24 protein-coding genes and 14 tRNA genes are annotated in these 26,214 nt (G+C 58.8%); 6 read left to right on the top strand and 32 right to left on the bottom strand.

From position 1 onward, the window contains the following. Nucleotides 1-256: 256 nt before the first annotated feature. Both gap and C2U40_RS18160 read left to right on the top strand, forming a co-directional pair. Nucleotides 257-1,252, top strand: coding sequence for a type I glyceraldehyde-3-phosphate dehydrogenase (gap, locus tag C2U40_RS18155; protein ID WP_103828146.1), 996 nt, complete (start codon nt 257-259; stop codon nt 1,250-1,252). A 115-nt stretch (nt 1,253-1,367) separates the two neighbouring features. Further along, nucleotides 1,368-2,234 (top strand): D-hexose-6-phosphate mutarotase, encoded by an 867-nt coding sequence (locus tag C2U40_RS18160; protein ID WP_103828145.1) that lies wholly within the window; start codon nt 1,368-1,370, stop codon nt 2,232-2,234. A gap of 70 nt (nt 2,235-2,304) precedes the next feature. Here the strand turns inward: C2U40_RS18160 and nadA are convergent, their stop codons facing one another. Further along, entirely contained in the window at nt 2,305-3,378 is a 1,074-nt protein-coding gene (gene nadA / locus C2U40_RS18165) for a quinolinate synthase NadA (protein ID WP_045789014.1), read from the bottom strand. Between the two features lie 140 nt (nt 3,379-3,518). Between nadA and C2U40_RS18170 the strand changes: the two genes are divergently transcribed. After that, complete coding sequence (locus tag C2U40_RS18170) at nt 3,519-5,624, top strand: methyl-accepting chemotaxis protein (protein WP_103828144.1); 2,106 nt, start codon at nt 3,519-3,521, stop codon at nt 5,622-5,624. Nucleotides 5,625-5,673: 49 nt separating this feature from the next. Here C2U40_RS18170 and C2U40_RS18175 read toward each other — a convergent pair. The 27 genes from C2U40_RS18175 to ruvA all read right to left on the bottom strand — a co-directional run bounded on the left by C2U40_RS18175 (nt 5,674) and on the right by ruvA (nt 18,680). Continuing rightward, a tRNA-Val gene (locus C2U40_RS18175) sits at nt 5,674-5,749 on the bottom strand. A gap of 17 nt (nt 5,750-5,766) precedes the next feature. Continuing rightward, nucleotides 5,767-5,842: transfer RNA gene (locus C2U40_RS18180), tRNA-Lys, on the bottom strand. Between the two features lie 22 nt (nt 5,843-5,864). After that, nucleotides 5,865-5,940, bottom strand: a tRNA-Val gene (locus C2U40_RS18185). A gap of 17 nt (nt 5,941-5,957) precedes the next feature. Further along, a tRNA-Lys gene (locus C2U40_RS18190) sits at nt 5,958-6,033 on the bottom strand. 23 nt (nt 6,034-6,056) lie between these two features. Continuing rightward, nucleotides 6,057-6,132, bottom strand: a tRNA-Val gene (locus C2U40_RS18195). Nucleotides 6,133-6,149: 17 nt separating this feature from the next. Then, nucleotides 6,150-6,225: transfer RNA gene (locus C2U40_RS18200), tRNA-Lys, on the bottom strand. 22 nt (nt 6,226-6,247) lie between these two features. Beyond that, nucleotides 6,248-6,323: transfer RNA gene (locus C2U40_RS18205), tRNA-Val, on the bottom strand. Nucleotides 6,324-6,339: 16 nt separating this feature from the next. Further along, a tRNA-Lys gene (locus C2U40_RS18210) sits at nt 6,340-6,415 on the bottom strand. A 22-nt stretch (nt 6,416-6,437) separates the two neighbouring features. Further along, a tRNA-Val gene (locus tag C2U40_RS18215) sits at nt 6,438-6,513 on the bottom strand. 17 nt (nt 6,514-6,530) lie between these two features. After that, nucleotides 6,531-6,606: transfer RNA gene (locus C2U40_RS18220), tRNA-Lys, on the bottom strand. A 23-nt stretch (nt 6,607-6,629) separates the two neighbouring features. Beyond that, nucleotides 6,630-6,705 (bottom strand) — tRNA-Val (locus tag C2U40_RS18225). A gap of 21 nt (nt 6,706-6,726) precedes the next feature. Further along, nucleotides 6,727-6,802: transfer RNA gene (locus C2U40_RS18230), tRNA-Lys, on the bottom strand. Between the two features lie 48 nt (nt 6,803-6,850). Continuing rightward, a tRNA-Val gene (locus tag C2U40_RS18235) sits at nt 6,851-6,926 on the bottom strand. Nucleotides 6,927-6,957: 31 nt separating this feature from the next. Continuing rightward, nucleotides 6,958-7,033 (bottom strand) — tRNA-Lys (locus C2U40_RS18240). Between the two features lie 174 nt (nt 7,034-7,207). Continuing rightward, nucleotides 7,208-8,017 (bottom strand): tol-pal system protein YbgF, encoded by an 810-nt coding sequence (ybgF, locus tag C2U40_RS18245; protein WP_024945827.1) that lies wholly within the window; start codon nt 8,015-8,017, stop codon nt 7,208-7,210. A 158-nt stretch (nt 8,018-8,175) separates the two neighbouring features. Then, nucleotides 8,176-8,700, bottom strand: a complete 525-nt coding sequence (gene pal / locus C2U40_RS18250; RefSeq protein WP_005304908.1) for a peptidoglycan-associated lipoprotein Pal — start codon at nt 8,698-8,700, stop codon at nt 8,176-8,178. Nucleotides 8,701-8,749: 49 nt separating this feature from the next. Continuing rightward, nucleotides 8,750-10,075 carry a Tol-Pal system beta propeller repeat protein TolB gene (tolB, locus tag C2U40_RS18255; protein WP_011707363.1) on the bottom strand — a complete coding sequence of 442 codons (1,326 nt, stop codon included), beginning with the start codon at nt 10,073-10,075 and terminating at the stop codon, nt 8,750-8,752. Between the two features lie 94 nt (nt 10,076-10,169). After that, nucleotides 10,170-11,333 carry a cell envelope integrity protein TolA gene (gene tolA / locus C2U40_RS18260; RefSeq protein WP_011707364.1) on the bottom strand — a complete coding sequence of 388 codons (1,164 nt, stop codon included), beginning with the start codon at nt 11,331-11,333 and terminating at the stop codon, nt 10,170-10,172. A 5-nt stretch (nt 11,334-11,338) separates the two neighbouring features. After that, the gene (gene tolR, locus C2U40_RS18265; protein ID WP_011707365.1) at nt 11,339-11,785 is read right to left on the bottom strand and encodes a protein TolR; all 447 of its coding nucleotides are present in this window, start codon (nt 11,783-11,785) and stop codon (nt 11,339-11,341) included. Next, nucleotides 11,785-12,474 (bottom strand): protein TolQ, encoded by a 690-nt coding sequence (gene tolQ / locus C2U40_RS18270; RefSeq protein ID WP_011707366.1) that lies wholly within the window; start codon nt 12,472-12,474, stop codon nt 11,785-11,787. Before tolQ ends, tolR begins: the two co-directional genes overlap by 1 nt. Then, nucleotides 12,464-12,871, bottom strand: a complete 408-nt coding sequence (gene ybgC / locus C2U40_RS18275) for a tol-pal system-associated acyl-CoA thioesterase (RefSeq protein WP_011707367.1) — start codon at nt 12,869-12,871, stop codon at nt 12,464-12,466. Before ybgC ends, tolQ begins: the two co-directional genes overlap by 11 nt. 105 nt (nt 12,872-12,976) lie before the next feature. After that, nucleotides 12,977-13,288, bottom strand: coding sequence for a cyd operon YbgE family protein (locus C2U40_RS18280; protein WP_039213707.1), 312 nt, complete (start codon nt 13,286-13,288; stop codon nt 12,977-12,979). Further along, complete coding sequence (gene cydX / locus C2U40_RS18285; protein WP_005304933.1) at nt 13,275-13,391, bottom strand: cytochrome bd-I oxidase subunit CydX; 117 nt, start codon at nt 13,389-13,391, stop codon at nt 13,275-13,277. Before cydX ends, C2U40_RS18280 begins: the two co-directional genes overlap by 14 nt. Nucleotides 13,392-13,405: 14 nt before the next feature. Beyond that, nucleotides 13,406-14,542, bottom strand: a complete 1,137-nt coding sequence (gene cydB / locus C2U40_RS18290) for a cytochrome d ubiquinol oxidase subunit II (protein WP_043127303.1) — start codon at nt 14,540-14,542, stop codon at nt 13,406-13,408. A gap of 12 nt (nt 14,543-14,554) precedes the next feature. After that, entirely contained in the window at nt 14,555-16,111 is a 1,557-nt protein-coding gene (gene cydA / locus C2U40_RS18295; protein ID WP_011707370.1) for a cytochrome ubiquinol oxidase subunit I, read from the bottom strand. Nucleotides 16,112-17,046: 935 nt separating this feature from the next. After that, a complete protein-coding gene (gene ruvB / locus C2U40_RS18300; RefSeq protein WP_011707371.1) occupies nt 17,047-18,057 on the bottom strand; it encodes a Holliday junction branch migration DNA helicase RuvB in 1,011 nt (336 codons plus the stop codon). An 8-nt stretch (nt 18,058-18,065) separates the two neighbouring features. Beyond that, a complete protein-coding gene (gene ruvA / locus C2U40_RS18305) occupies nt 18,066-18,680 on the bottom strand; it encodes a Holliday junction branch migration protein RuvA (protein WP_016351960.1) in 615 nt (204 codons plus the stop codon). A 238-nt stretch (nt 18,681-18,918) separates the two neighbouring features. Here ruvA and C2U40_RS18310 point away from each other — a divergent pair, with 238 nt between their 5' ends. Both C2U40_RS18310 and C2U40_RS18315 read left to right on the top strand, forming a co-directional pair. Then, entirely contained in the window at nt 18,919-20,928 is a 2,010-nt protein-coding gene (locus tag C2U40_RS18310) for a methyl-accepting chemotaxis protein (protein ID WP_103827468.1), read from the top strand. 135 nt (nt 20,929-21,063) lie between these two features. After that, nucleotides 21,064-22,788: a proline--tRNA ligase gene (locus C2U40_RS18315; RefSeq protein ID WP_103827467.1), complete on the top strand. Its 1,725-nt coding sequence runs from the start codon at nt 21,064-21,066 to the stop codon at nt 22,786-22,788. 86 nt (nt 22,789-22,874) lie between these two features. On the opposite strand, the gene C2U40_RS18320 is transcribed toward C2U40_RS18315, so the two are convergent. From C2U40_RS18320 to C2U40_RS18330, 3 genes are all read right to left on the bottom strand, one after another. Next, nucleotides 22,875-23,552, bottom strand: coding sequence for an SDR family oxidoreductase (locus C2U40_RS18320; RefSeq protein WP_011707375.1), 678 nt, complete (start codon nt 23,550-23,552; stop codon nt 22,875-22,877). Between the two features lie 64 nt (nt 23,553-23,616). Next, nucleotides 23,617-24,246, bottom strand: a complete 630-nt coding sequence (locus C2U40_RS18325; protein WP_011707376.1) for a TIGR04219 family outer membrane beta-barrel protein — start codon at nt 24,244-24,246, stop codon at nt 23,617-23,619. Between the two features lie 95 nt (nt 24,247-24,341). Further along, the gene (locus C2U40_RS18330; protein ID WP_103827466.1) at nt 24,342-24,782 is read right to left on the bottom strand and encodes a copper chaperone PCu(A)C; all 441 of its coding nucleotides are present in this window, start codon (nt 24,780-24,782) and stop codon (nt 24,342-24,344) included. Between the two features lie 89 nt (nt 24,783-24,871). Between C2U40_RS18330 and C2U40_RS18335 the strand changes: the two genes are divergently transcribed. Further along, entirely contained in the window at nt 24,872-25,621 is a 750-nt protein-coding gene (locus tag C2U40_RS18335) for an enoyl-CoA hydratase-related protein (protein WP_181014761.1), read from the top strand. A 3-nt stretch (nt 25,622-25,624) separates the two neighbouring features. On the opposite strand, the gene C2U40_RS18340 is transcribed toward C2U40_RS18335, so the two are convergent. Beyond that, a complete protein-coding gene (locus C2U40_RS18340; RefSeq protein WP_011707379.1) occupies nt 25,625-26,053 on the bottom strand; it encodes a DUF2753 domain-containing protein in 429 nt (142 codons plus the stop codon). Between the last annotated feature and the right edge of the window lie 161 nt (nt 26,054-26,214).

A 26,214-nucleotide genomic window follows, 5' to 3' on the forward strand; every position in this document is an offset into this window, starting at 1 on the left:
AAACCGCGCACATTTTTACACATCTGCCTGGCTGGTTGTGTGACCGAACAGGCACTATTGTTGATCTCTGTGACGCGAACCAGCCGATGACATTTTCGACAAAAGTTGGTAGTCAGTTACATAAACCGAAAATAAATTTCACAGTTTTTCATGATATAGCGCAATTTCAGACAGATTGTTGGTTGACTCACGGGGGAGTTCTAGTAAATTTACAAACGGAATTTTCTTTGACTACTGAACAGTTAGGTAACCAAATATGACTATCAAAGTAGGTATTAACGGTTTTGGCCGCATCGGCCGTTTCGTCTTCCGTCTGGCCGCTGAGCGTGCTGACATCGAAGTGGTTGGCATCAACGACCTGATCGACGTTGACTACATGGCTTACATGCTGAAGTACGACTCCACTCACGGCCGCTTCAAGGGCACCGTTGAAGTCAAAGACGGCAACCTGGTTGTCAACGGCAAAACCGTACGTGTTACCGCTGAGCGTGACCCGGCCAACCTGAAATGGGATGCCATCGGTGTTGACGTTGTTGCCGAAGCCACCGGTCTGTTCCTGGACGACGCGACTGCTCGCAAGCACATCGCTGCCGGCGCCAAGAAAGTTGTTCTGACTGGCCCGTCCAAAGACGCTACCCCCATGTTCGTCATGGGTGTTAACGACGCTACCTACGCTGGCCAGGACATCGTTTCCAACGCTTCCTGCACCACCAACTGCCTGGCCCCGATCGCCAAGGTTCTGAACGATACCTTCGGTATCGAATCCGGCCTGATGACCACCGTCCACGCTACCACTGCTACCCAGAAGACCGTTGATGGTCCGTCTGCCAAAGACTGGCGCGGTGGCCGCGGTGCGGCTCAGAACATCATCCCGTCCTCTACCGGTGCTGCCAAGGCTGTTGGCGTTGTTATCCCGGAACTGAACGGCAAACTGACCGGTATGGCTTTCCGCGTACCGACTCCGGACGTGTCCGTTGTTGACCTGACCGTCAACCTGAAGAAAGCGGCTACCTACGCTGAAATCTGTGCAGCCATGAAAGCAGCCTCCGAAGGCGCCATGAAGGGCGTACTGGGCTACACCGAAGATCAAGTGGTCTCCACTGACTTCCTGGGCGAGCGTCAGACTTCCGTGTTCGATGCCAAAGCCGGTATCGCGCTGAACGACAAGTTCGTTAAAGTTGTATCCTGGTACGACAACGAAATGGGCTACTCCAGCAAAGTTCTGGACCTGATCGCTCACATCTCCAAGTAATTTGGGATGCGCAATCAAGTAGCTTGAAAAAGGCGGCCATTGGCCGCCTTTTTGTATTCTGGACCATGGATTTTCCGCCCCTATCTTCTGAATGTGCGCGAGCACAGGAGTCCTCATGCAACCGACACGCTCTCTGACTGCCCACTGTACCCTCAGCCACAATGCGGCTGGTCAGCCCCTGCTCACCATCGACAATGGCGATGCCAAGGCCGAGATAAGCCTGTTTGGCGCCCATGTGTTGCGCTACCAGCGCCACGGCGAACCCGCCTCGATCTGGCTCAGCGACAAGGCCGTGCTGGATGGCAGCAAGCCCATCCGCGGCGGCATTCCCATCTGCTGGCCCTGGTTTGGCCCGGCCCCCGCCCGTGTCGGTAGCGGCAAGCCCTCCCACGGCTTTGCCCGCACCAGCCTGTGGACGCTGGACGGTGTCTCCGATCACGGTGACGGCACGCTCGTCCATCTGTCTCTGCGTGACAACGAGGCAACCCGTCAGCTCTGGCCTCATGCCTTCGAGCTGGAGCTGGACGTGCTGGTCGGCAAGGAGCTGGCTCTGGTACTGACCACCCGCAACACCGGCAAAGCGCCGCTCGTCTACAGCGGCGCCCTGCACACCTACCTGCAGATAAGTTCACCGGAGTCAGTGAGCATCAGCGGCCTTGGCGAGCCCTACGCCGACAAACTGACCGGCCAGAATGGCCAGCAGCAGGGCCCTCTGACCCTGAACGGCCCGCTGGATCGGGTCTATTGGCAGCCTGCGGCCCACGTCAGCATCCAGGATGGCGAACGCGAGACCCGGGTGGTCAGCGGCAACCACGACAGCGTGGTGGTCTGGACTCCCTGGCTGGAAGGTGCCCGCGCCATGGCCGACATGAGCGATGATGGTTATCGCACCATGCTCTGCGTCGAAGCCGCCATCGCCAGCGAGGCAGGCGTGACCGTAGCACCGGACGAAGAGCACAGCTTCTCCACCGTGATCATCTGAACCTGATGAGGTTCAGATAAATAAAGAGGGCTCCCACGGGAGCCCTCTTTGCATCTCTTCATCACCCCAGTCAGGCATTGCCCTGGGTCTTGAGCCTGAGCTCGGCGGCGAAGTTGAGCATGCGGTCGAGCGGGATCAAGGCCTTCACCCGCAGATCCTCGTCCACCAGGATCTCGTGGCGCTCGGCGCCATCGGTGAGGGCCTCCTTGATGGCCACCAGACCGTTCATCGCCATCCAGGGGCAGTGGGCGCAACTGCGGCAGGTCGCGCCATCGCCACCGGTCGGCGCCTCCACCATCTCTTTCTCCGGGCAGGCCTGCTGCATCTTGTAGAAGATGCCGCGATCGGTCGCCACGATCAGCTTCTGCTGGGGCAGCTCCTTGGCCGCCTTGATCAGCTGGCTGGTGGAGCCCACTGCATCAGCCAGCTCGATCACCGAGGCTGGGGACTCCGGGTGGACCAGCACGGCGGCATCCGGATTCTGCTCCTTCAGCTCACGCAAGGCACGGGCCTTGAACTCGTCGTGGACGATGCAGTGGCCCTGCCAGCGCAACATCTCGGCGCCAGTCTTCTTCTCGATGTAGGCACCGAGGTGACGGTCCGGGCCCCAGATGATCTTGTGACCCTGGCTGTCCAGATGTTCGACGATTTCCAGCGCGATGCTGGAGGTGACCACCCAGTCCGCCCGCGCCTTCACCGCCGCCGAAGTATTGGCATAGACCACCACGATATGATCGGGATGGGCGTCGCAGAAGGCGGAGAACTGTTCGATGGGGCAACCCAGATCAAGCGAGCACTCGGCCTCCAGCGTCGGCATCAGGACTCGCTTGTGGGGGCTCAGGATCTTGGAGGTCTCTCCCATGAAGCGCACCCCGGCGACGATCAGGGTCTGCGCCTCGTGATCACGGCCAAAGCGGGCCATCTCGAGGGAGTCGCCGACGAAACCACCGGTCTCCTCCGCCAGCGCCTGGATCTCGGGATCCGTGTAGTAGTGGGCGACCAGCACCGCCTTGCGCTCCTTGAGCAGTGCCTTGATGTCTGCGATCAGGGTCGTCTTTTGCTCGGCGCTCAGGGGAAGGGGCTTGGCCGGAAACGGATAGTCCATCTCGACTACCGGCGGGACATTGTTCAGTGCATTGCTCATTGCGACTGTTCCATCAACGCTTGGAAAGGCAAAAATTATAACCAGAAGCCGCGCACAAACCCATCAACAAATCCGGTGCTGCGCAAGTGTCCGAATATACTCAAGTAATTCGTTGTCATTCTTGCCAAAGGAGTTGTCGAATGAAACAACGTTCCCTCAAAACCAAGCTGCTGCTGCTCACCATGGGGCTGTTTCTCGCCAGCGGCCTCGCCATGACCCTGATGCAGTCCTCCTCGCTGAACACCCTGCGCAGCAACATCGTCAGCCAGACCCGGCAGGCGCTGGAGCAGGAAGTCTCCCGTACCCTGCAGTTCCAGGCCGAACGCTATGCGGTGCAGATCGCCGACCTGCTGCAGCAGTCCTATCAGGTGCCGCTGGGCATGGCGGCCCAGCTGGAGGGCAGCATGGCGCAGCCGGACAGGCTGCTGAGCCGCCCCCAGGTCGAGACGCTGCTTCACAGCCGACTGCAGCAAGCGGGCGGCATCAGCTCCATCTATGCCCAGTTTGAACCCGACGGGTACGACGGCCAGGATGCCAGCTGGCAGGCCGGCACCTCCCACTCCGTCGTCGGCAAGGGCAGCCTGGAGATTTATTTCACCCGCGACCAGGGTGGCCAGATCAGCCAGCAGCCGGTGGATGCCGCCACCAGTGCCGCCAAATACGACACCTCGGTCAACGAGTTCGGCATCCGCAACAGCGAATGGTACCTGTGCGGCCGCGACACCCTGCGCCCCTGTCTGATGGAGCCCTACCTCTACGAGATAAGCCCCGGCAACAAGATGCTGATGACCAGCCTGACGGTGCCCGTTCTCAAAGCCGGCAAGTTTGTCGGCATCACCGGCGTCGACATGAACCTGCCCATCTTCCAGCAACTGGCCGAGAACCTCGGCAAGAGCCTGTATGACAACCAGGCCGAGGTCACTCTGGTCAGCAAGATGGGCCTCATCGTCGGCAGCAACCGTCACGCCGACAAGCTGGGACGGCCGCTGACGGAAGCCGGCCTCACCGCCCCCACCGGCCAGGAGCAGGACACCGAGACCGACTTCATCCTGCAACAGCCGGTCAGGATCGATGCCGCCGACACCCAGTGGTGGCTGATGCTCAAGGTGCCCAAGGCGCTGGCACTCAGCCAGGCCAACACCATCAGCAACCAGCTTGGCGATTTGCTGCAGGCCACCCAGCAGCAACAGCTGATTGCCATCGTCGTCATCACCCTGCTGGCGCTGGCGCTGCTCATCTGGTTCATCCAGACCATCACGGCTCCCCTCTCCCTCATCAGCCGCCATGTATCCCACCTCTCCAGCAACGAGGGGGACCTGACCCAGCAGATGAGGATAGACACCCACCAGGAGCTGATCGAGCTGGGCGGCCACCTCAACGCCTTCCTAGGCAAGTTGCGCGGCATGGTGCAGGGCAGCAAGCAGATCGGCCAGCAGGTGCACCAGCAGGCCCAGGGCATGAAGCAGACGGCCGACACCATGCGCAGCAGTCTGGACGAGCAGAGCCTGGAGCTGGAGAGCGTAGTCAGTGCCATGCATCAGATGAGCACCACGGCGGTCAGCGTGGCGGGCTATGCCGAGCAGGCAGCCCTGGAGTCGGAAACGGCCACCCATCACATCAGCACGGCCCAGCAGACCCTGAGCCGGGCCCGCACCGAGATCCACACCCTGGTTGAAGACATGCACCTCGCCGACAAGGCCGTCGCCCAGGTGGCTCAGCGCAGCACCAACATCAGCCGCATTCTCGACGTGATCAGAGCCATCGCCGAGCAGACCAACCTGCTGGCACTCAATGCGGCCATCGAGGCGGCGCGGGCCGGCGATATGGGGCGCGGCTTTGCCGTGGTAGCGGACGAAGTGCGGGCGCTGGCCAACAAGACCCGGGAGTCCACCGACGAGATAGGTCAGCTCATCGGCAGCCTGCAGACCGAGGTCAGCAGCAGCCAGCAGTTGATGAGTACTGGCATCACTCGCTCGGCCAGTACGGTGGAAGGAACGGAGCAGGCCTTTGAGGCCCTCAATCAGGTGGTCACCCAGATCCAGCAGATCCACGATCACATCAGCCAGGTGGCCACGGCGGCCGAGCAGCAGAGCGCCGTCAGCGACACCATCAACCAGAATCTGATGCGGATCGGCGACGCCGCCACCACCCTGGGGCAGGAGGCCAACGCCAGCCATCACCTGAGCGAGCAGCTTGAGCAGGCTGCCACGGCACTGGCGACCCAGCTCGAGCGACTGAGAACCTGACGCCGAACGGCCATAAAAAAAGCCCGCATTGCTGCGGGCTTTTTCAATCTGGTGGTCGTTACTGGGATCGAACCAGTGACCCCCTCCTTGTAAGGGAGGTGCTCTCCCAGCTGAGCTAAACGACCTGGGATTCTTGAAATGATGGTGGGTCGTGCTGGATTCGAACCAGCGACCAATTGATTAAAAGTCAACTGCTCTACCGACTGAGCTAACGACCCATCTAAATCATTTTTACAAACTTGGTGGTCGTTACTGGGATCGAACCAGTGACCCCCTCCTTGTAAGGGAGGTGCTCTCCCAGCTGAGCTAAACGACCTGGGATTCTTGAAATGATGGTGGGTCGTGCTGGATTCGAACCAGCGACCAATTGATTAAAAGTCAACTGCTCTACCGACTGAGCTAACGACCCATCTAAATCATTTTTTACAAACTTGGTGGTCGTTACTGGGATCGAACCAGTGACCCCCTCCTTGTAAGGGAGGTGCTCTCCCAGCTGAGCTAAACGACCTGGGATTCTTGAAACGATGGTGGGTCGTGCTGGATTCGAACCAGCGACCAATTGATTAAAAGTCAACTGCTCTACCGACTGAGCTAACGACCCATCTAAATCATTTTTACAAACTTGGTGGTCGTTACTGGGATCGAACCAGTGACCCCCTCCTTGTAAGGGAGGTGCTCTCCCAGCTGAGCTAAACGACCTGGGATTCTGAAATGATGGTGGGTCGTGCTGGATTCGAACCAGCGACCAATTGATTAAAAGTCAACTGCTCTACCGACTGAGCTAACGACCCATCTAAATCATTTTTACAAACTTGGTGGTCGTTACTGGGATCGAACCAGTGACCCCCTCCTTGTAAGGGAGGTGCTCTCCCAGCTGAGCTAAACGACCTGGGATTCTTGAAATGATGGTGGGTCGTGCTGGATTCGAACCAGCGACCAATTGATTAAAAGTCAACTGCTCTACCGACTGAGCTAACGACCCATCTAAATCATTTTTTACAAACTTGGTGGTCGTTACTGGGCTCGAACCAGTGACCCCCTCCTTGTAAGGGAGGTGCTCTCCCAGCTGAGCTAAACGACCTGGGAATTCTTGTGGCCAGATTGGTGGGTCGTGTAGGGATCGAACCTACGACCAATTGATTAAGAGTCAACTGCTCTACCGACTGAGCTAACGACCCACACCGACTTGCCTGACACACTGCTTGCCTTGGCAAACAGTTTAAAACTGGTGGTCGCTACTGGGATCGAACCAGTGACCCCCTCCTTGTAAGGGAGGTGCTCTCCCAGCTGAGCTAAGCGACCTGGGAATGCTGTCTCCACCTGGTGGAGAGAATGGTGGGTCGTGCTGGATTCGAACCAGCGACCAATTGATTAAAAGTCAACTGCTCTACCGACTGAGCTAACGACCCTCACCACGACCAGGACCGACTGCAATACTGCACCGGCTCTGACGGCGGCCTATATTACGGATTTATCATCCTGGCGCAATAGAAAAATCTTAAATTCAATCTGTTTGTTCATTGCGCATACAAAGCGGGGCTGTATTTACAAGACTGTTACGAAAACAGTGACATGCAGCAATGTTACAGCTTGCTCAAACTCTGCTTGGCCAGTTGGGCCGGCGAAGTGTTGGGATAGCCCTTGATCACCTGCTCATAGAAGTTCTTCGCTTCCGCCTTCTTGCCGTCAAGCTGTGCCAGCATGCCCAGCTTCAACAGCGCATCGGCTCGCTTGGGCGACTTGCTGAACTTGGTTGCCACCGTGGTGAACTGGGCAGCAGCGCCGGTCCGGTCACCCTTGTTGAACAACAGCTGACCCAGCCAGTAATGGGCATTGGGGACATAGCTCGAGCTTGGATACTGTTTGATGAACCCTTCGAAGGCGGGGATGGCCTTGTCGTAGTTCTTCTCCTTGAGCACCATGTTCACGGCCGCATCGTAGGCCTGGTTCTCATTTAGGTTGGTCGAGTAGTTGGCCGCAGCTGCCGGTGTCGCGCTCGCAGCGGCGGCTGCCGGGGCTGCTGGCGTAGCAGCAGGCTGGCTGTTGGCCACCTTGTCGAGCTCCTGATAGAGCTGACGCTGACGCTCTTGCGACTGTTCCATCTGGTAGGTCTGCTGTTCCAGCTGACCGCGCAGCTCGGAGACCTCCCCTTGCAGGGAGTCGACCTGCTGCTGCAATTCGGCTTGCAGGCGCAGACGGGCATTGAGGGTGCGTTCCAGCAGGGCAACCCTGTCTTCCAGGCTGCCGGTGGGCACGATGGCGCCGTTGTTGCCGCTAAGGACAACACCGCCACCCGAGTCACCGCTCAGATCGCTGACGGGAGCCGCCGCCTGCGCATTCAGAGCAACCAATACGGCCAGCGCAACAACAGCTTGCTTGTACACAGATTTCATTCGGATCAAACCTTAGCGTTTAGGGCAAATAAAACGGCCAGCGCCATCGTCGCTCGCTTATGCAGATTTCATTCGGATCAAACCTTGGCGTTTAGTGCAAATAAAACGGCCATCGAAATGGCCGCTTGCATATAAACGAACTTCGTTCGGTTTAAACCTTAGTAAACCAGAACCGCACGGCGGTTTTTGGCAAAGGCATCCTCGGTGTGGGACATGTCCAGCGGCTTCTCTTCGCCATAGCTGACGATGGAGAGCTGCTCGGCCTGCACACCCAGGGTTTGCAGATACTTGGCAACGGCCTTGGCACGACGCTCGCCCAGGGCGATGTTGTACTCCGGAGTACCGCGCTCGTCGGCGTGACCTTCGATCAGGACTTTAACGCTCGGGCGCTCGCGCAGGTAGCTGGCGTGGGCATCCAGCAGATCAGCGTACTGACCCTGGATATCGTAACCGTCGAACGGGAAGTAGATCACGTTGTCACGTTGCAGCGCTTCGAACTTCTGACGCATCTGCTCTTCCGGGGACAACATGCCGTTGGCGCCGCCGGTTTGTACACCGCCCATGCCGTCGGTCATACCTGATTCAGCACCAGCGGCGTCAGAATCAGAAGAAGAGCTACAAGCGGCCAGGGTGAACAGTGGCAGTGCGATGGCCAAACCCTTGAGCAGTTTATTGAGTTGCATGCTATTTCCTTAAACCTTTATAACAAAACAAAAAACAATTGGATTTTTATCAATTCAAGAAGGGCGACCAAGCTGGTGCACGAATTTCACCGCTACTGGTCGGAAGCACAGCCTTGAAGCGACCATCAGTCGACACCAACGCGAGACTCTTACGACCCTGATAGATGGTGGCATAAATGATCATGCTGCCATTGGGAGCCACACTTGGCGACTCATCCAGCGCACTCTGGGTAAGGACCAGCAGGGCATTGTTTTCCATGTCCTGGCGGGCAATACGGTACTGCCCCTGAACACGAGTCACCATCACCATGATTTTGCCATCAGGAGTGATGGATGCGCCCTGGTTGGATTCACCTTCCCAAGTCATCCGGCGAGTCATACCAGTCGCCAAATTTACGCTATAAATCTGGGGTTTGCCACCACGTTCAGAGGTGAACAACAAATTTTGCCCGTCCGGCATCCAGGAGGGTTCGGTGTCGATCACCCGGCTGGTTGTGACGCGAGTCAGCTGCTTGCTAGCGACATCAACCACATAGAGGTTCGGTGAACCATCCTTGGAGAGAACGATAGCCAGACGACGACCATCCGGAGACCACTCAGGCGCGCCGTTGATCCCGCGGAAACTGGTGATCAGGCTACGCTGCTGGGTGTAGATATCCTGCACGTAGATCTCGGACTTCTGGTTCTCGAAACTCACGTAGGCCAGCTTGCTGCCATCCGGCGACCAGGCCGGGGACATCAGCGGCTCGCGGGAGCGCAGCAGGGTCTTCTCGTTGTAGCCGTCGTAGTCGGCGATGCGCAGCTGATACGGGAACTGGGTGCCCTGCTGGACGGAGACATAGGCCAGGCGGGTCAGGAAGGCCCCACGTTCGCCGGTCAGGCGCTCATAGACGATGTCAGAGATGCGGTGAGCGAACTGACGCATCTGGGCGCCCGGGATGGTCGCCATGCGGCTGTCCAGGATGTAGCCGTTGCTCTCGCCACCTTGCGCCTTGGCCAGCTGGCCCTTCAGCACATCGACCAGCTCGAAGTTGATCTTGTAGGTACCGTCGCCGACAGCGGCAATGGAACCGACCACCACAGCCTCGACCCCTTGCGAAGCCCAGGGTGCGAAGTTGATTTCGCCGCTGGTGCTCGGCGTCTGCGGCATCTGGCCACGGGCCAGCGGCTTGAACTTGCCGCTGCGCATCAGGTCGTTGGAGACCACTTCCGCGATGTCCTGCGGCAGCTGGCCATTGCCTTCCCACTTGAAGGGGGCGACCGCAATGGGTCGGGCACTGTCGATACCGCCAGTGATGACGATGTCCAAGGCCGCCTGGGCGCTCTGGCCCAGCAACAAACAGCCAACCAAAGCAAAAAACACTTTTCTTATCATGGCTTAAATACTCGGTTCCAAAAAAATGAGAGATTAACTTCCTTTCTCGGCAAGATGCTGCCAACCACGCTACACGATTTACCTTACCCAGGCCTTAGATGCTCGGTTCCAACTTGAGGTTGAACTCCTTCAACATCTCGAACGCCGCAGGATCCTTCGGCACCGGCAGTTGGTTGGCCTTCAATACGGCCGCCTTGCCGGAACGACATACCGCCGGGTCACCCTGGCCGTTATCTACCGAAATGACAAAGCCAGTGCTCGCAAGACGTACGCCGATAGTACATGTTTTGCCCCGCATGGTGGGATCCAAAATCATATATCGCTCAACAGTCGCCTTGATGAGTGCCGCGTATTTGTCGACCTCGCCCTGCGCTGCAGCAGATGCCGCCTGACTGCGGGCATTGGCCTCAGCCGCCAGCTGCTGCTGCATCATGTCTTCCATCTCTTTTTGCAGCTTGGCCTCCTCGGCCGCCTTGCGCTTGCGCTCTGCCGCGATCTTGGCCTGCTTGTCGGCCTCCGCCTTGGCTTTCTTCTCTGCGTCAGCTTTTGCCTTCTTAGCGGCCTCTTCTTTGGCCTCCTTGGCTTTCTTGTCGGCTTCGGCCTTGGCCTTTTTCTCGGCCTCCGCCTTGGCTTTCTTGTCCGCTTCGGCCTTGGCTTTCTTCTCAGCCTCCTGCTTGGCCTTCTTCTCGGCTTCAGCCTTCTTGGCTGCGTCCGCCTTGGCCTGCTTCTCTTCGGCCTCTTTCTTCTCTTGTTCCTTTTTCTTCTTCAGCGCCAGCGCCTTGCTCTCTTCTTCCGCGGCCTTGCGCTCGGCTTCCACCTTCTTGGCTTTCTGCTCTTCCAGCTTGCGGGCTTCCTCGGCCTTCTGGGCCTTCTCTTCCGCCTGCTTCTGCTCGGCTACCTTTTTCTGCTTTTCAGCCTCGGCCTTGCGGGTGGCCTCTTCGGCCTCCTTGCGCTTGGTCTCGGCGATACGCAGCCGCTCCTGCTGCTGGGCCAGCTCGCGCTTGGCGATGTCCGTGTCTTCCTTATCCTTCTCTTTCTCTACCTTCTGCGGCTTGGGCTGAGACTTCTGTTGCTGGATCTGCTTGGCCTGCTCGTTGAGGAAATTCTCGTCGAGCATGACGGCATTGACGATCTGCCCCTTCGACTCGGGTCGCTTCGGCTTGCTGAAGTCGAGCCCGACAAACAGGATGATGCCGATGATCAGGTGCAGCAGAAGCGACGCGATGAGATAACCGGAAATACCACGCTTCACATCCATCTCCGTCAGTTCACCGGATCCGTCATCAGGCCGACCTGAGGCACACCCGCTTTCTTGAGGGCTACCATCAGCAGGATCACCTCTTCGTAGCGCACCGACTTGTCGCCGGCGACCACCACCGGGGCGTTCTGGTTGATGGCCAGATAGCCCATGGCCTTCTCGGTGATGTATTGCTGCATCGCCTCGGGAGTACCGGCAGGCACCGGCTCGTCATCGGCCTCGCCGGCCTTGATGACGTACTCACCTTCGGTGTTGACGCTGACGATGAAGGGCGGCTTGGCATCTTCCGGCAACTGCTCGGATTCCGCCTGCGGCAGGTCAACCTTGACCCCTTGCGTGATCACGGGCGTCACCGCCATGAAGATGATAAGCAGCACCAGCATGACGTCGATATAGGGAACCACGTTGATCTCGGCCACCTTCTTGCGCCGGATCCGCTGATAGGTTTGCATTACTGATCACCCTGCTGCTGAGCAATTTGACGGTTCAGAATGGTGGTGAACTCGTCCATGAAGTTGGCGTAGGCGTTTTCCAGCCGCTCGACCTTGTTGGAGAAGCGGTTGTAGAAGATAACGGCCGGGATGGCGGCAAACAGACCCATGGCGGTGGCGATCAGCGCTTCCGCGATACCGGGTGCCACCATCTGCAGGGTGGCCTGCTGCACCTGACCCAGGGCGATAAAGGCGTTCATGATCCCCCAGACGGTACCAAACAGACCGATGTAGGGGCTGATGGAGCCGATGGTCGCCAGCACCGGCAGATTGGATTCCAGTTCGTCCACGGCACGGGAAAGGGAGACCCGCATGGCACGGTAAGTACCGTCCATCACCGCATCCTGACCACGGGCACCGGCCTTGAGCAGACGGGCGTACTCCTTGAAGCCGGAGTAGAAGATGTCTTCCATGCCTTCGATGTCGTCGCGACGGGAGGAGGACTCCTGGTAGAGACGGTTCAGATCGACCCCGGACCAGAATCTGTCTTCAAATTGCTCCGATGCGAGATTGGCTGCCTTGATGGCCTTGGAACGCTGGATGATCAGCGCCCAGGAGACTACCGACATACCCATCAGGGTCATCATGACCAGTTTTACCAGCAGGCTGGCTTGCCAAAACAGGCCAATAAACGAAATTTCAGCGTGCACTTAACAGCACTCCCTTCACATTTTCAGGTATTGCAACAGGTTTCATATGCGGATGACTGACACAGGCTATCTGTACCATGGCCTGGGTGATCAGTCGTCCATCAGCCGCCAGTATCCGTTGTGAAAAACGCATGGAGGCGCGTTTCACTTCAGTCACTTGCGTTAATACAGTCAAAAGCTCATTAAATCGGGCCGCCGAGCGGAAATCGATCTCTGTTCGACTCACCACAAACGCGAACCCGTCGCGCAGCATGACATCCTGTTCGATGCCGCCGCAGCGCAGGAACTCGGTGCGAGCACGTTCCATAAACTTGAGATAATTGGCGTTGTAGACGATGCCCCCGGCATCGGTGTCTTCGTAGTAGACCCGTACCGGAAACTCAGAGACTTCCCCCATAACAATCTGTGATCCATTCGACAGTCAGATGGGGGGCTATCATAGCGCAGGGCTGAATAGGAAAGAAGCAGGGGGAAGCAGGGAAATCCTGCCTCCCCCCGTTTTTTATGAAAGGAAATAGCCTTGGGTCAACCAGAGCCCATATAACAAACTGGGCCAGGCGAGCCAGGGGCAAAACAGCACACGACCGATGAGGCTGCGGGGATGAAATCCCAGCCCGTGCATGACGCCACAACAGACCGCCCACATCAGCCAGGGCGCGAGCCAGAGCCCGTGTTCACTGGTATTGGCGGCCACCAGGTTGGGAGCCTGTAAAATGGCGACGGCCAGCAGGGCCGCCGCCAACAGCATCAACCCCTGCCAGGGTTGGCGCTCCAAGGGAGCGGCCAACCGGGCGAGTCGATCACTTGTTCTCATCGATCTGGCGATCCATGTTCTCGGTGTGCTCCAGCCAGAGCGCATTGATGATGCCGAATGCGCAAGCCAGCAACAGACCCAGGATCCAGGTGAAATACCACATATCAGGGCACCTTCTTAGTAGAGCGATTGTTGGTTGTCTTCGATGTGCTTGCTGGTCACCCGGCCGAACATCTTGATGTAGGTCCACAGGGTATAACCCAGCACAATCGGTACGAAGATGGCAGCCGCCACCGTCATCACCTTGAGGGTGTTGAAGGAGGCTGTGGCATCCCACATGGTCAGGCTCAGTGACGGCTCAAGACTGGAAGGCATCACGAACGGGAACATGGAGAAGCCTGCGGTCAGGATCACGCCGGCAACCGCCAGGGAGGAGGTAGTGAACGCCAGCCAGCCCTTGTTCAGTTTGGCGAACAGCGCGGTCAGCAGGCTCATGGCCAGACCCAGCACTGGTGCTGCAACCATCCAGGGATAGAGGTTGTAGTTGTTCATCCAGGCTCCAGCCTGACGCACCACTTCCTTGTTCATCGGATTGGAAACGGCATCGGTCGCGGCCGCCTTGACCACCACATAGCCTTCCATGCCGCTGACCCAGAAACCGGCCAGACCGAACAGCACCAGGGTCAGCAGCGAGCAGATCATGGCGGCAGTGCGGGAGCGGGCCAGCACTTCACCGTCGGTCTTCATCATCAGCCAGGTCGCACCCTGAGTGACCAGCATGAACAGGCTCACCAGGCCGGCCAGCAGGCCGAACGGATTGAGCAGACCGAAGAAGTTGCCGTGATAGGTCAGCATCATGAACTGGTTGAAGTCGAACGGTACGCCCTGCAGCAGGTTGCCGAATGCCACGCCAAACACGATGGGCGGCACCGCACTGCCGACGAACAGCGCCCAGTCCCAGTTGCTGCGCCACTTGGCGTCTTCACGCAGGGAACGGTACTTGAAGCCGACCGGGCGGAAGAACAGGGCCATCAGCGTCAGGATCATGGCGATGTAGAAGCCGGAGAAGGCTGCGGCATAGACCATGGGCCAGGCGGCAAACAGGGCACCACCGGCAGTCACCAGCCATACCTGGTTGCCCTCCCAGTGCGGGCCCATGGTGTTGAGCATCACCCGACGCTCGACATCCTTCTTGCCGACGAAGGGGAGCAGTGCGCCCACCCCCATATCGAAGCCGTCGGTGATGGCGAAACCGATCAGCAAGACACCGACCAGCACCCACCAGACCAGACGCAACATTTCGTAATCAAACATGGGTTACTCTCCTTATGCCTTGCTCTGTTCGAAGTGGTACTTGCCCGTCTTCAGGCTGCTTGGGCCCAGACGCGCGTACTTGAACATCAGGTACATCTCGATGATCAGCAGTACGGTATAGAACAGGCAGATCCCGATCAGGGAGAACCAGATCTCGGACGCCGGCACATTGGATGCAGAGACGGAGGTCGGCAGCACTTCGGCGATGGTCCAGGGCTGACGGCCATACTCAGCGACAAACCAGCCACACTCGATGGCGATCCAGGGCAAGGGGATACCGTACAGCAGCGCCTTGAGCAGCCACTTGCGCTCGCCGATCTTGTGACGGGTACTGTCATAGAAGGCCAGACCGATCAGCAGCAGCATCAGCATGCCGCAGGCAACCATGATGCGGAAGGCGAAGAACAGCGGCGCAACCTGCGGGATGGAGTCATCCACGGCAGCCTTGATCTGTTCGTCGGTGGCATCGGTGACGTTGTTGGTGTAGCGCTTGAGCAGCAGACCGTAGCCCAGATCCTGCTTCACTTCATCGAAGCGGGCACGGGTATCGTCGGACTTGTCGCCGGATTGCAGCTTGGTCAGCAGGTCGTAGGCGGTCATGCCGTTGCGCACGCGCAGCTCATGCTCGCTCTTCAGATCCTTGAGGCCGGTGACCTGACCATCCAGGGAACGGGTGGCGATGATGCCGAGCGCATAGGGGATCTTGATGGCGTAGTCGGTGCGCATCTCTTCCTGATTCGGAATACCGAACAGGGTAAAGGAGGCAGGTGCCGGCTCGGTGTTCCACTCGGCCTCGATGGCCGCCAGTTTCACCTTCTGCACTTCACCGGTCTCGTAACCGGACTCGTCACCGAGGATCAGCACGGAGAGGATGGAAGCCATACCGAAAGCGGCTGCAATGGCGAAGGAGCGACGGGCAAAGGCCACATCACGATTCTTCAGCAGGTAGTAGGAAGAGATACCCAGCACGAACATGGCGCCCGTGGTGTAGCCGGCCGCGACGGTATGCACGAACTTGACCTGGGCAACCGGGTTGAACACCAGCTCGGCGAAGCTCACCATCTCCATCCGCATGGATTCGAAGTTGAACTCGGCACCGACCGGGTTCTGCATCCAGCCGTTGGCCACCAGGATCCAGAGGGCGGAGAGGTTGGTCCCCAGTGCCATCAGCCAGGTCGCAGCCAGGTGCTGGCGCTTGGAGAGGCGATCCCAACCGAAGAAGAACATACCGACGAAGGTGGATTCCAGGAAGAAGGCCATCAAGCCTTCGATGGCCAGCGGGGCCCCGAAGATATCGCCGACGTAGTGGGAGTAGTAAGCCCAGTTGGTACCGAACTGAAACTCCATGGTCAGCCCTGTGGTGACCCCAAGGGCAAAGTTGATACCAAACAACTTGCCCCAGAACTTGGTCATGTCCCGGTAGACAGGGTTGTTGGTCATCACATAGACAGACTCCATGATCGCCAGAATGAAGGCCATTCCGAGCGTCAGGGGCACAAACAGGAAGTGATAAAGGGCCGTCGCAGCGAATTGGAACCGCGATAGGTCTACCACATGCTCAGCAATCATGATGTTTCCTCACCGATTATTGGCACGGCTATTTTAAGTTTTAAGGACAAAGCTTCCGTTGGAAGTCCCCGAATTATCGGTCATGTTCCAGTTTTGCACTGACGACCGGATTCGACTGCCACCACATTAACAACAAGGCAATAATAGGGAACAAAAAAAGCTAATGTTTAACAATTGCAAAACAATCTAGCTTGCTTTATTCCAGCCCATAATGACCTGCGTTTTATATCACCTTTATTTGATTGAAATCAATGTAAAACCATCATGAATACATGCCTTTTAAAGGCACTTTCACGGCCGATTAGATTTATTTTAGAGAGCTGCGTCACAAAAAAACAAAGATCGCAAATCATTGATTTAAATCAAATTTATATTTATCACCAATTAGTAATGGTTCTGTTAAAAAACAACTAGCAAGGTCGTTTTCATAATGTTTCCTGTGGCTGTGCCGGGTCCAAATAAAACTAATTAAAAACCACTAAAAACGCATGTTCATGCTAATTCCACAAGACAGCAAAATGATTAGTTAATCTAATCTGAGATAGGTAATTTTTCTTGTTTGTCCGAGTCCGATAGAGCTCCTACAATGCGCCTCGCAGTGAGGGCATACCCTTGGATACAGGCCGGTCAATCTGGGTTCCCGGTACGTATTCGATGAACATTTCGAACCTGTTTATTGGAATCAAAGATGAAAAAGTTTGTTGCTAAAACCATCCGTTACTACAAGCTTTCGTTCGTGCAGCTCTATCAAATGAACCGACTCTGAGGCCTCGCGACGGCTCCTCTGTTTTTTACCGGTCTGTCTCCAGACGCACTCACTGTCTGTGAACATCCATCCTGAATTGTCTTTGCCCACCGCATCCGCAGTGGGCTTTTTTTTGCCTGGATAACAAAAAACCGCCTCTGGCGGCGGTTTTTTGTTCAATCAGCTATTTTCACCCTTCATCTGGCCGTTGCAGGCCAAAATGCGCATAAGCTCTTGGTGTCGCGATCCGCCCTCTGGGTGTACGTTGCAGATAGCCCTGCTGGATCAGATAAGGCTCGAGTACATCCTCGATAGTGTCCTTCTCCTCCCCGATGGCAGCCGCCAGGTTGTCGAGCCCCACCGGCCCGCCCAGAAACTTGTCTATCACAGCCAACAATAACTTGCGGTCCATGAAGTCGAAGCCTTCATTATCCACGTCCAGCATGTCCATGGCTCGGGCCGCTATGGGTCCATCAATGCGGCCGTCAGATTTCACCTGGGCAAAATCGCGCACCCGGCGCAACAAACGGTTAGCAATTCGCGGCGTACCGCGCGAACGACGCGCCACCTCCAGCGCACCGTCTTCCGTCATGTCGAGCCCGAGGCAACGGGCGCTGCGCGCGACGATGTCGGTCAGATCCTTGACGTTGTAGAACTCGAGCCGTTGCACTATGCCAAAACGATCCCGCAGCGGACTGGTGAGAGAGCCAGCCCGGGTAGTGGCACCGATCAGGGTGAAGGGGGGCAGATCGAGCTTGATGGAACGGGCGGCTGGCCCCTCCCCGATCATGATGTCGAGCTGGTAATCCTCCATCGCCGGATAGAGCACCTCCTCCACCACCGGACTGAGGCGGTGGATCTCGTCGATGAACAGCACGTCGTTTGGTTCGAGGTTGGTGAGCAGTGCCGCCAGATCGCCGGCCTTCTCCAGCACCGGGCCGGAGGTGGTCTTGATGTTGACCCCCATCTCGTTGGCAACGATGTTGGCCAGCGTGGTCTTGCCAAGCCCCGGCGGGCCGAAGATCAACAGGTGATCGAGCGCCTCGCCACGCTGGCGCGCCGCCGCGATGAAGATCTCCATCTGCTCGCAGACGGGATCCTGACCGGTGTAATCGGCCAGCAGCTTGGGCCGGATGGCCCGATCGATGACTTCCTCTTCCCGCCCGCCGGAGGCGGAGATGAGACGATCCGCTTCAATCATTGTCTACCTCATACCAGGCTGCGCAGTGCTTCACGGATGATATCTTCCACCGACATGCCGTCGACAGCGACCTTGCTGACGATCTGGCTGGCCTGCTGCGGCTTGTAGCCGAGCGCCACCAGCGCGCTGGCCGCCTCTTCGCTCGAATCCGGCGCCCGCAGGGCACTCTCTCTGGCAGGCAGGGTGATCTCGGCCGGCGAGAAGAGATCGTGGCTGACCCAGCCCTTGAGCCGGTCCTTCATCTCCACCACCAGCCGCTCGGCGGTCTTCTTGCCCACTCCCGGCAACTTGACCAGGGAGCTTATCTCTTCGCGCTCGACGCTCAGCACGAACTGGGTGGCGGTCATGCCGGAGAGGATGGCCAGCGCCAGCTTGGGACCGACCCCGTTGGTCTTGATCAGCTCGCGAAACAGCGCCCGCTCCTGCTTGTGGTTGAAGCCATATAGCAGCTGGGCATCTTCCCGCACCACGAAGTGGGTGTGGATGGTCGCCTCCTTGCCGATCTCGGGCAGATCATAGAAGCAGCTCATGGGCATCTGTACCTCATAGCCCACGCCCCCGACCTCCAGCAGTACCTCGGGGGGTTGTTTCTCAATGACTACGCCTCTCAAGCGACCAATCACGGCAATCTCCTCACCAAACCAGCTATCTGTAAATTGGCTCATAGCATAAAGAATAACTGGATAAGTATCCAGCATAGGGCGGTGAGGATCGGGGCGGATTCTCGGCACGTTCGCCCGTTGCCAGCCATGCTTGGATCCGTGCATGGCAACAACTTTATTTTTCATCGGGAATGGCGGATTCCAGCCATTGATAAAACACTGAATTGGGTTTGTTCGGAGCCAAGGAAGGTCCTGCATCATGAAAATTGTCACCACATCGAATCTCGGGCTGACCATTCTGCTCAGCTGCACCCTGGGGATGGGCATCGTCGGCTGGTATGGCAGCCAGCGACTGGCGGATCTGCTCTCCTATGTATTGGGCGCCGCCTGGCAGACTGCCGACGGCGCCATGGAGGGGTCCATCGAGCTCGGCAACCAGTCGCTCTACATCCAGAAGATGCTCAGAGGCATGCCACTCGACGAGCCGGAGCTGCAACGCGCCAGAGCGGCCACCGCCGATGCCATGCGCCGAGTGGGGGAAGGCCGGTTGATCGACGCCACCGCCATCAGCGCGATGGAGCAGCAGCATCTGGCCTATCAGCAGCAACAGGAGCAGTTGCTGGCACTCTACCGGGCCTTTACCAGCGTCGATCAGGCGCTGCGCGCCAGCTCGGAGCGCATGTCCCGCCTCTCCACCCAGCTTGAGGTGGTGGGGGACGGCGCGGTCGAGAGCCTGACCCAGTCGCCGGATCAGGCCATCAGCTGGAATGGTGGTCTGGCTACCCGCTGGCATGCTGCCGATGGCGGCATGGAGGCCAACATCGGCTTCCTGCGCCAGCTCTATGCGCTGGAGAAGATGCAGAGCGAAGGGCCGACTCCCGCCATCCAGGCCGAGATGAAGGAGGCAACCCGCTTCTACCAGGAAGCAGTCGACGCCATGCTGGGCAGCGGCATGTTTGATGTGCCCGGCGAAGGGGAATTTGCCGGCCAGTCGCTGGCAACCCAGTACCGCACCTTGCAAACCGAGGTGCAGCGGCTGATGGTGCAGTGGATGGCGGCACTGAGCGAGTATCAGGGTCAACTGGTCAACTATGAACGCAGTGCCGACCAGCTCAAGCAGCAACTGGTCGAGGTCGAAGCCAAGGGGGACGCCACGGTCGAGGATCAGGTGAACCAGCTCAACAGCATCATCAGCCACACCAAGAACCTGCTGCTGGGGGGCCTGCTGTTGAGCCTGCTGCTCGTGACCCTGTGCGGCTTCTGGCTGGTGCGTACCATCGTCAAACCCCTGCTGCAGGTCAATCAACGCATGCAGGATATCGCGGCGGGAGAAGGCGACCTCAATGCCCGCATCAATCTCAAGCGCGACGACGAGATTGGCTCGCTGGCCGGCAGCGTGGATCGCTTCATCGAGAAACTGCAGAAGATGATCAGCTCCACCATGGACAACAACCAGCACATCAGCGAGCACGTCCACACCTCGGTCAACCGGGTCGAAGCCATCAGCCAGAGCAGCCGCCAGACCGCCGAACACGCCCAGGCACTGCACCACGACAGCGAGCAGATGGTTCAGGTCGCCACCTCCATCTCGGACAACTGCAGCCTGGCGGCGCAAAACGCCAACGAGGTACGCCAGCTCACCGCCGAGAGCAGCCAATACGTGACCTCCGCCAGCAACGGCATGCAGCGGGTAGTGGTGGAAGTGGGCGAGTGCGCCAACGCCATCAACGCCCTCAAGGAGCAGGCCAGCCAGATTGGCCAGATCATCTCCACCATCAGCAGCATTTCGGAACAGACCAACCTGCTGGCGCTCAACGCCGCCATCGAGGCGGCCAGGGCCGGCGAAATGGGTCGCGGCTTTGCCGTGGTGGCCGACGAGGTGCGCACCCTGGCCAATCGCACCGCCTCTTCCAGTGCCGAAATAACCGAGGTGATCAACAGCATCCAGCAACAGACCGAGAAAGCCTATCTGATGATGCAGCGCAATCTGAAGACGGTGGAATCCGGCATGGAGGACTCCGACAACACCAGGCAGATCCTGTTCAAGGTGGAAGAGGCCATCGACCATCTGGCGGACATGGTGCAACAGGTAGCGGATGCCACCGGCCAGCTCTCCCATACCCTGAGCCACACCTCGGACAAGGTCTCCGGCATCAGCCTGCAGGCCCAGACCGGCGAGCAGGAGGCGCAGGAGTGCCTGCAGCTCGCCTCCTCCCTGCATCAGGCCAGCCTGCTGCAACAGCGCCTGCTGTCGCAATTTCGGGTCTGACCAACGCGGGGGCTATGCCCCCGCTTTCTCCCGTCGCACGAATTTAGCCCTTGGGCCGCAGGGTCCGGCCTGTTAAAATTCCGCTCTTGAAATTATCCAGGGCCCAGCCGCCCGTCTTAGCTAAGGTCTACCGCGATGCGTACCAGCCAATATCTGCTTTCCACTCTCAAGGAAACCCCGTCCGATGCCGAGATCGTCAGCCACCAGCTGATGCTGCGCGCCGGCATGATCCGCAAACTGGCCTCCGGCATGTATGCCTGGCTGCCGTCTGGTCTGCGGGTTCTGAAAAAAATCGAGAACATTGTTCGCGAAGAGATGAACAATGCTGGTGCCATCGAAGTCTCCATGCCGGTGGTGCAGCCCGCCGAGCTGTGGCAGGAGTCCGGCCGCTGGGATGACTACGGTCCCGAGCTGTGCCGTCTGACCGACCGTCACAACCGTCCCTTCGTGCTGGGTCCGACCCACGAAGAGGTGATCACCTCGCTGGTGCGTTACGAAGTGAACAGCTACAAGCAGCTGCCGCTCAACCTCTACCAGATCCAGACCAAGTTCCGCGATGAAGTGCGTCCCCGCTTCGGCGTGATGCGTGGTCGCGAATTCCTGATGAAGGACGCCTACTCCTTCCACATCGACAAGGCTTCGCTGATCGAAACCTACGAGCGGATGCACGCTGCCTACTGCGCCGCCTTCACCCGCATGGGGCTGAACTTCCGTCCGGTGCAGGCCGATACCGGCTCCATCGGTGGTACCGGCTCCCACGAATTCCAGGTGCTGGCCGAAAGCGGTGAAGACTTGATCGCCTTCTCCGATACATCAGATTACGCCGCCAACATCGAGATGGCCGAAGCGCTGGCACCGGCTGGCGAGCGCCCTGCCGCCACCGCGGCCCTGACCAAGGTTGCCACCCCGGCCGTCCACACCATCATTGATGTGGCCGCCTTCCTGAACGTAGCACCGAACACCATCGCCAAGACCCTGCTGGTGCTGGGTGAAGAGGACGAGCACGGCAACCAGGCCGTCATCGCGCTGGTTCTGCGTGGCGATCACGAGCTGAACGAAATCAAGGCAGAGAAGCTGGCCGGCGTTGCCAACCCGCTGACCTTCGCCAACGACGAGCAGATCAAGGCTGCCGCCGGTTGCGACGCAGGCTCCATCGGCCCGGTCGGCTTTGCCGGTCGCATCATCGCCGATCGCAGCGCCGCCCATCTGGCGGACTTCGTCTGTGGCGCCAACGAGACCGGCTTCCACCTGACCGGCGCCAACTGGGATCGCGACATCGCCTCCTATGAAGTGGCCGACCTGCGCAACGTGGTAGAAGGCGACCCGAGCCCATGCGGCCAGGGCAAGCTGCTGCTCAAGCGCGGCATCGAAGTGGGCCACATCTTCCAGCTGGGTACCAAGTACTCCGAAGCCATGAAGGCGAGCGTGCTGAATGAAGGCGGCAAGTCCGTCACCATGGAGATGGGTTGCTACGGTATCGGGGTTTCCCGTCTGGTGGCTGCCGCCATCGAGCAGAACAACGACCAATACGGCATCATCTGGCCGGAAGCCATCGCCCCGTTCGAAGTGGCCATCGTGCCGATGAACATGCACAAATCCGAGCGCGTAGCCGAGCAAGCTCAGCAGTTCTACACCGAGCTGAAAGCCGCCGGTGTGGATGTGTTGTTCGATGACCGTAAAGAGCGCCCGGGCGTGATGTTCGCCGACATGGAGCTGCTGGGTGTGCCGCATGCCATCGTCATTGGCGATCGCGGTCTGGACAACGGCGTGGTGGAGTACAAGTGCCGCCGCACCGGCGAGAAGCAGGAAGTGGCGATCAGCGAGATCGTTGCCCTGCTCAAGGCCAAGCTGGGCCGTTAATTACGCCCCCTAGCCACCATAAAAAAGCGCGCCATTAGGCGCGCTTTTTGTTTTCTGCCGCAGGGCAGAGGCGAGGCTGGCCGCAGCTAGTTGCGACCGATGAAGAGATCGGTCACATGGCAGCTGCTTCTGGCTTCCAGCGCATCCAGCATGTAGGCGGCGGCGTCTTCCGGGGTCATGAAGCCGCTGCTGTCCACATGATCTGAGTTGTCCCAGAATTCACTGCGGATCCCGCTCGGATAGAGGTTCACCAGCCGCAGCGGCGAGCCTTTCAGCTCAGCCCGCAACGACTCCAGAAAACCGCGCATGCCCCATTTGGAGGCGCAGTAGAGGCTCTCGTTGGCCTTGCCCACCTGGGCGGCGGAGGAGAGCACGTTGGCCAGCACGCCGCCCTTGTCGCCGATGAGGCGTACCGTCTGCTGGGCCACCAGAATGGTGGAGATGAGGTTGCTCTCCACCACCCGGCGGATCTGCTCGGCGGTATAGACGCCGACCGGGCCGAACTCGCCCACGCCGGCACAGTGCAGCACCAGCTCGGGCAGGCCGCCCCACTCCACCGCGGCGGCAAACGCCACGTCCACTTCCTCGTGGTGCGCCAGATCGGCGGCGATGCCGATCACCGCCTTGCCGAGCAACTCCTCCTGCTCCTGCAGCCTCTGATAACGACGCCCCATCATGGAGACCTGATGACCGCGTTCAACCAGACCTATGGTGAGCGCCCGGCCCAGACCGGACCCCGCCCCCGTCACTATGATATGACCCATGCTCTTTCCTCGTCGGATGCCGCCATCGGGATGATGGGGCCATCGTCATCAGCCGTTGCCGGAATTAGAAGGTGAATTCGCCGCCGATGAACCAGCCGTCGACCCGCTGGTCAACGCGATCGAAGTCCATGCTCGCATCACGCCAGCCGGCACGCACCTTGAGCGGTACGGTCGCGAACTTATAGGAGCCACCCAGACGGTAGTCGTAGTTGTCGGCATCCTGCACGCGGGCATCGCCAAAGGCGGCAAAGCCGGTACCCGGGATGCGCACTTCGGCGCCGGTGTAGGCCATCAGCACGTCCTTGTCATAGGAGTAGTGCTGGGTGTTGAAATCACCATCGTAACGACGACCGGTCAGACCCAGATCGATCTGGAACAGGTCGTTGTTGAACAGGCGATAGTAGAGGCTCAGGTCATAAGCCATCAGATCGTTGTTGAGGGCGCCGCCGCTGGTACCGAAATCGGAGATCTCGAACTTGGCGTTGGGCAGCAGGATGATGCCGTGCTCCAGTTGCAGGTAGCCGCTCCAGTTGTAGTTCTCGTCGTAGCTGCCGTTGGCCCCGACACCGTTGATCTGGCCGCTGCCCTGAGCATTCCATACATCGGTACCGGCAGCGAAACGCCAGTCATCGGCAGCCATGGCTGCCTGGCTGAACAGGGCCAGTACGCAACCGGCAATCAAGGTCTTCTTCATCACGTCACTCTCTATCTATGGACTGGAAAGGCCATCATTTTACCCAGTGCGACGGGAATACACAGTGTAAAAAACTGAACAAGCGTCCATTAATGTCAGTGCTGCATGCCTGCCATGGGTTCAATCGGCTTCACCGGCAGGCTCAACTCCAGCTTCTGGCCATCATCCATGGTCAATGTCAGCGGGAAAGGGGTGCCCTGAGAGAGCTCGCGCACCTCGAACAGCATGATGTGAAAGCTGCCGGGTTTGAGCGCCACTTCCCCCTTGGCCGGCACCTCAATGCTCTCGACCTGGCGCATCTTCATCACACCGTTCTCGTGCAGATGGGTGTGCAGTTCGGCGCGGCCCACCTCGGGCGAGGTGGCAGCCACCAGCTTGACCGGCTGGTCGGCATCATTCTTCAGCACCAGAAAGGCGGCGGTGTTGGGCGAGCCCGGTGGCAGCAGGCGCACATAGCCGTCGACAGCCTCGACCTTGGCCAGGGCGGGAGCGGCCAACCCCAGGGCCAGCAGGGAATAGAACGCACGTTTAAACATGGTTGAAATCCTTTTATGATGTTGTTAAACGCCGCAAAGATTACCGCAGCGGTAAGCTTTTGACAGCCAGCAATAACAAGGATTTAGACATGGACCCCATTATCATTGTCGAGCAGCAGGATGGCTTGCTCACCCTGACCCTCAATCGTCCCGACAAGCGCAATGCCCTCAATACCACCATGTATCGTGCGCTCACCGACGCCTTGCGACAAGCGACGGAAGATGACGCCATCCGCGCCCTGCTCATCCAGGGGCAGAGCGACTGCTTTACTGCCGGCAATGATCTGGCCGACTTCGTGGGGAAAGAGACCCTGGAGGCGGACGATCCCATCTTGCAGTTCCTCCACACCCTGGCCGACTTCCCGAAACCGGTGATCGCCGCGGTCGGCGGTGCGGCGGTCGGCATCGGTACCACCCTGCTGCTGCACTGCGATCTGGTCTATCTGGCCGACAATGCCCGTCTGCAACTGCCCTTCGTCGAGCTGGGGCTGGTGCCGGAGTTTGCCTCCAGCCTGCTGCTGCCGCGCAGCGTGGGTCACTTGAAGGCGGCGGAGCTGTTGCTGCTGGCCGAAGCCATCGATGCCGACGAGGCATTGCGGCTGGGGCTCGCCAACCGGGTGCTGGCGGCCGAAGCGCTGCTCCCCTTTGCCCGGGAGCAGGGTTTGAAGCTGGCGGCCAAGGCACCGAAGGCGCTGCAAAAGAGCAAGGCGCTGCTCAAGCAGGAGCTCAGGCAGGCGGTGCACTTCGTCATCGATCTGGAGGCACGCGCCTTCTCCCTCGCCCTGCAGGGGGAAGAGGCACAAACGCGGATCGCCCAGCGCCTCAAAGGCCGTAAATGATCCTCAGTTGAGGCGAAAACGGCCGATCAGCTCGCAGCCCTGCACCTGATCCTGCAGCTGGATCAAGCGGGCGATGTCGGGATTGGGGTGGCGCTTGAGGAAAGAGAGCAGCGCCGCCCGACAGCAACCCAGTTCGCTGATGAGGGATTCGCACTCCTGGTTCGGGCACTGGGGCACCAACGCCGTCACCAGCTCGGAGGCCAGCTTGAGGTAGCGCAACTCATAGGCCGGCTCCTCCATGGCGCGCCAGAAGTCGGCCAGCCGGTGGCAGGTCGCCACCCGCATGCTGGCCAACTCGTCCAGCTCACCGTCACTCAGTTCGTATACCTCGGCGAGGGCCTGCTGATAGAGGCAGATGGCGGTGCCGAGCGCGCCCGCGCCCAGTGCGTTTTCAGCCTCCAGCATGTAACGCTGCCAGATTTGATGGGTCATGCCGATCTCCCAAGTTGATGGGTGGGACTTTTATCATGCTCAGTTGAGAATGAATATCAACCCGATATTTCGTGCAGGTTTTTGACCAGATAACGATGCTTGGCTTGGCCCCCGTCCCCATATGACTTACCATGCCGATCCACTCTTCAGGAACCGCACAC

This window comes from Aeromonas sp. ASNIH4 (assembly GCF_002934425.1).
Lineage (GTDB): Bacteria > Pseudomonadota > Gammaproteobacteria > Enterobacterales > Aeromonadaceae > Aeromonas > Aeromonas hydrophila.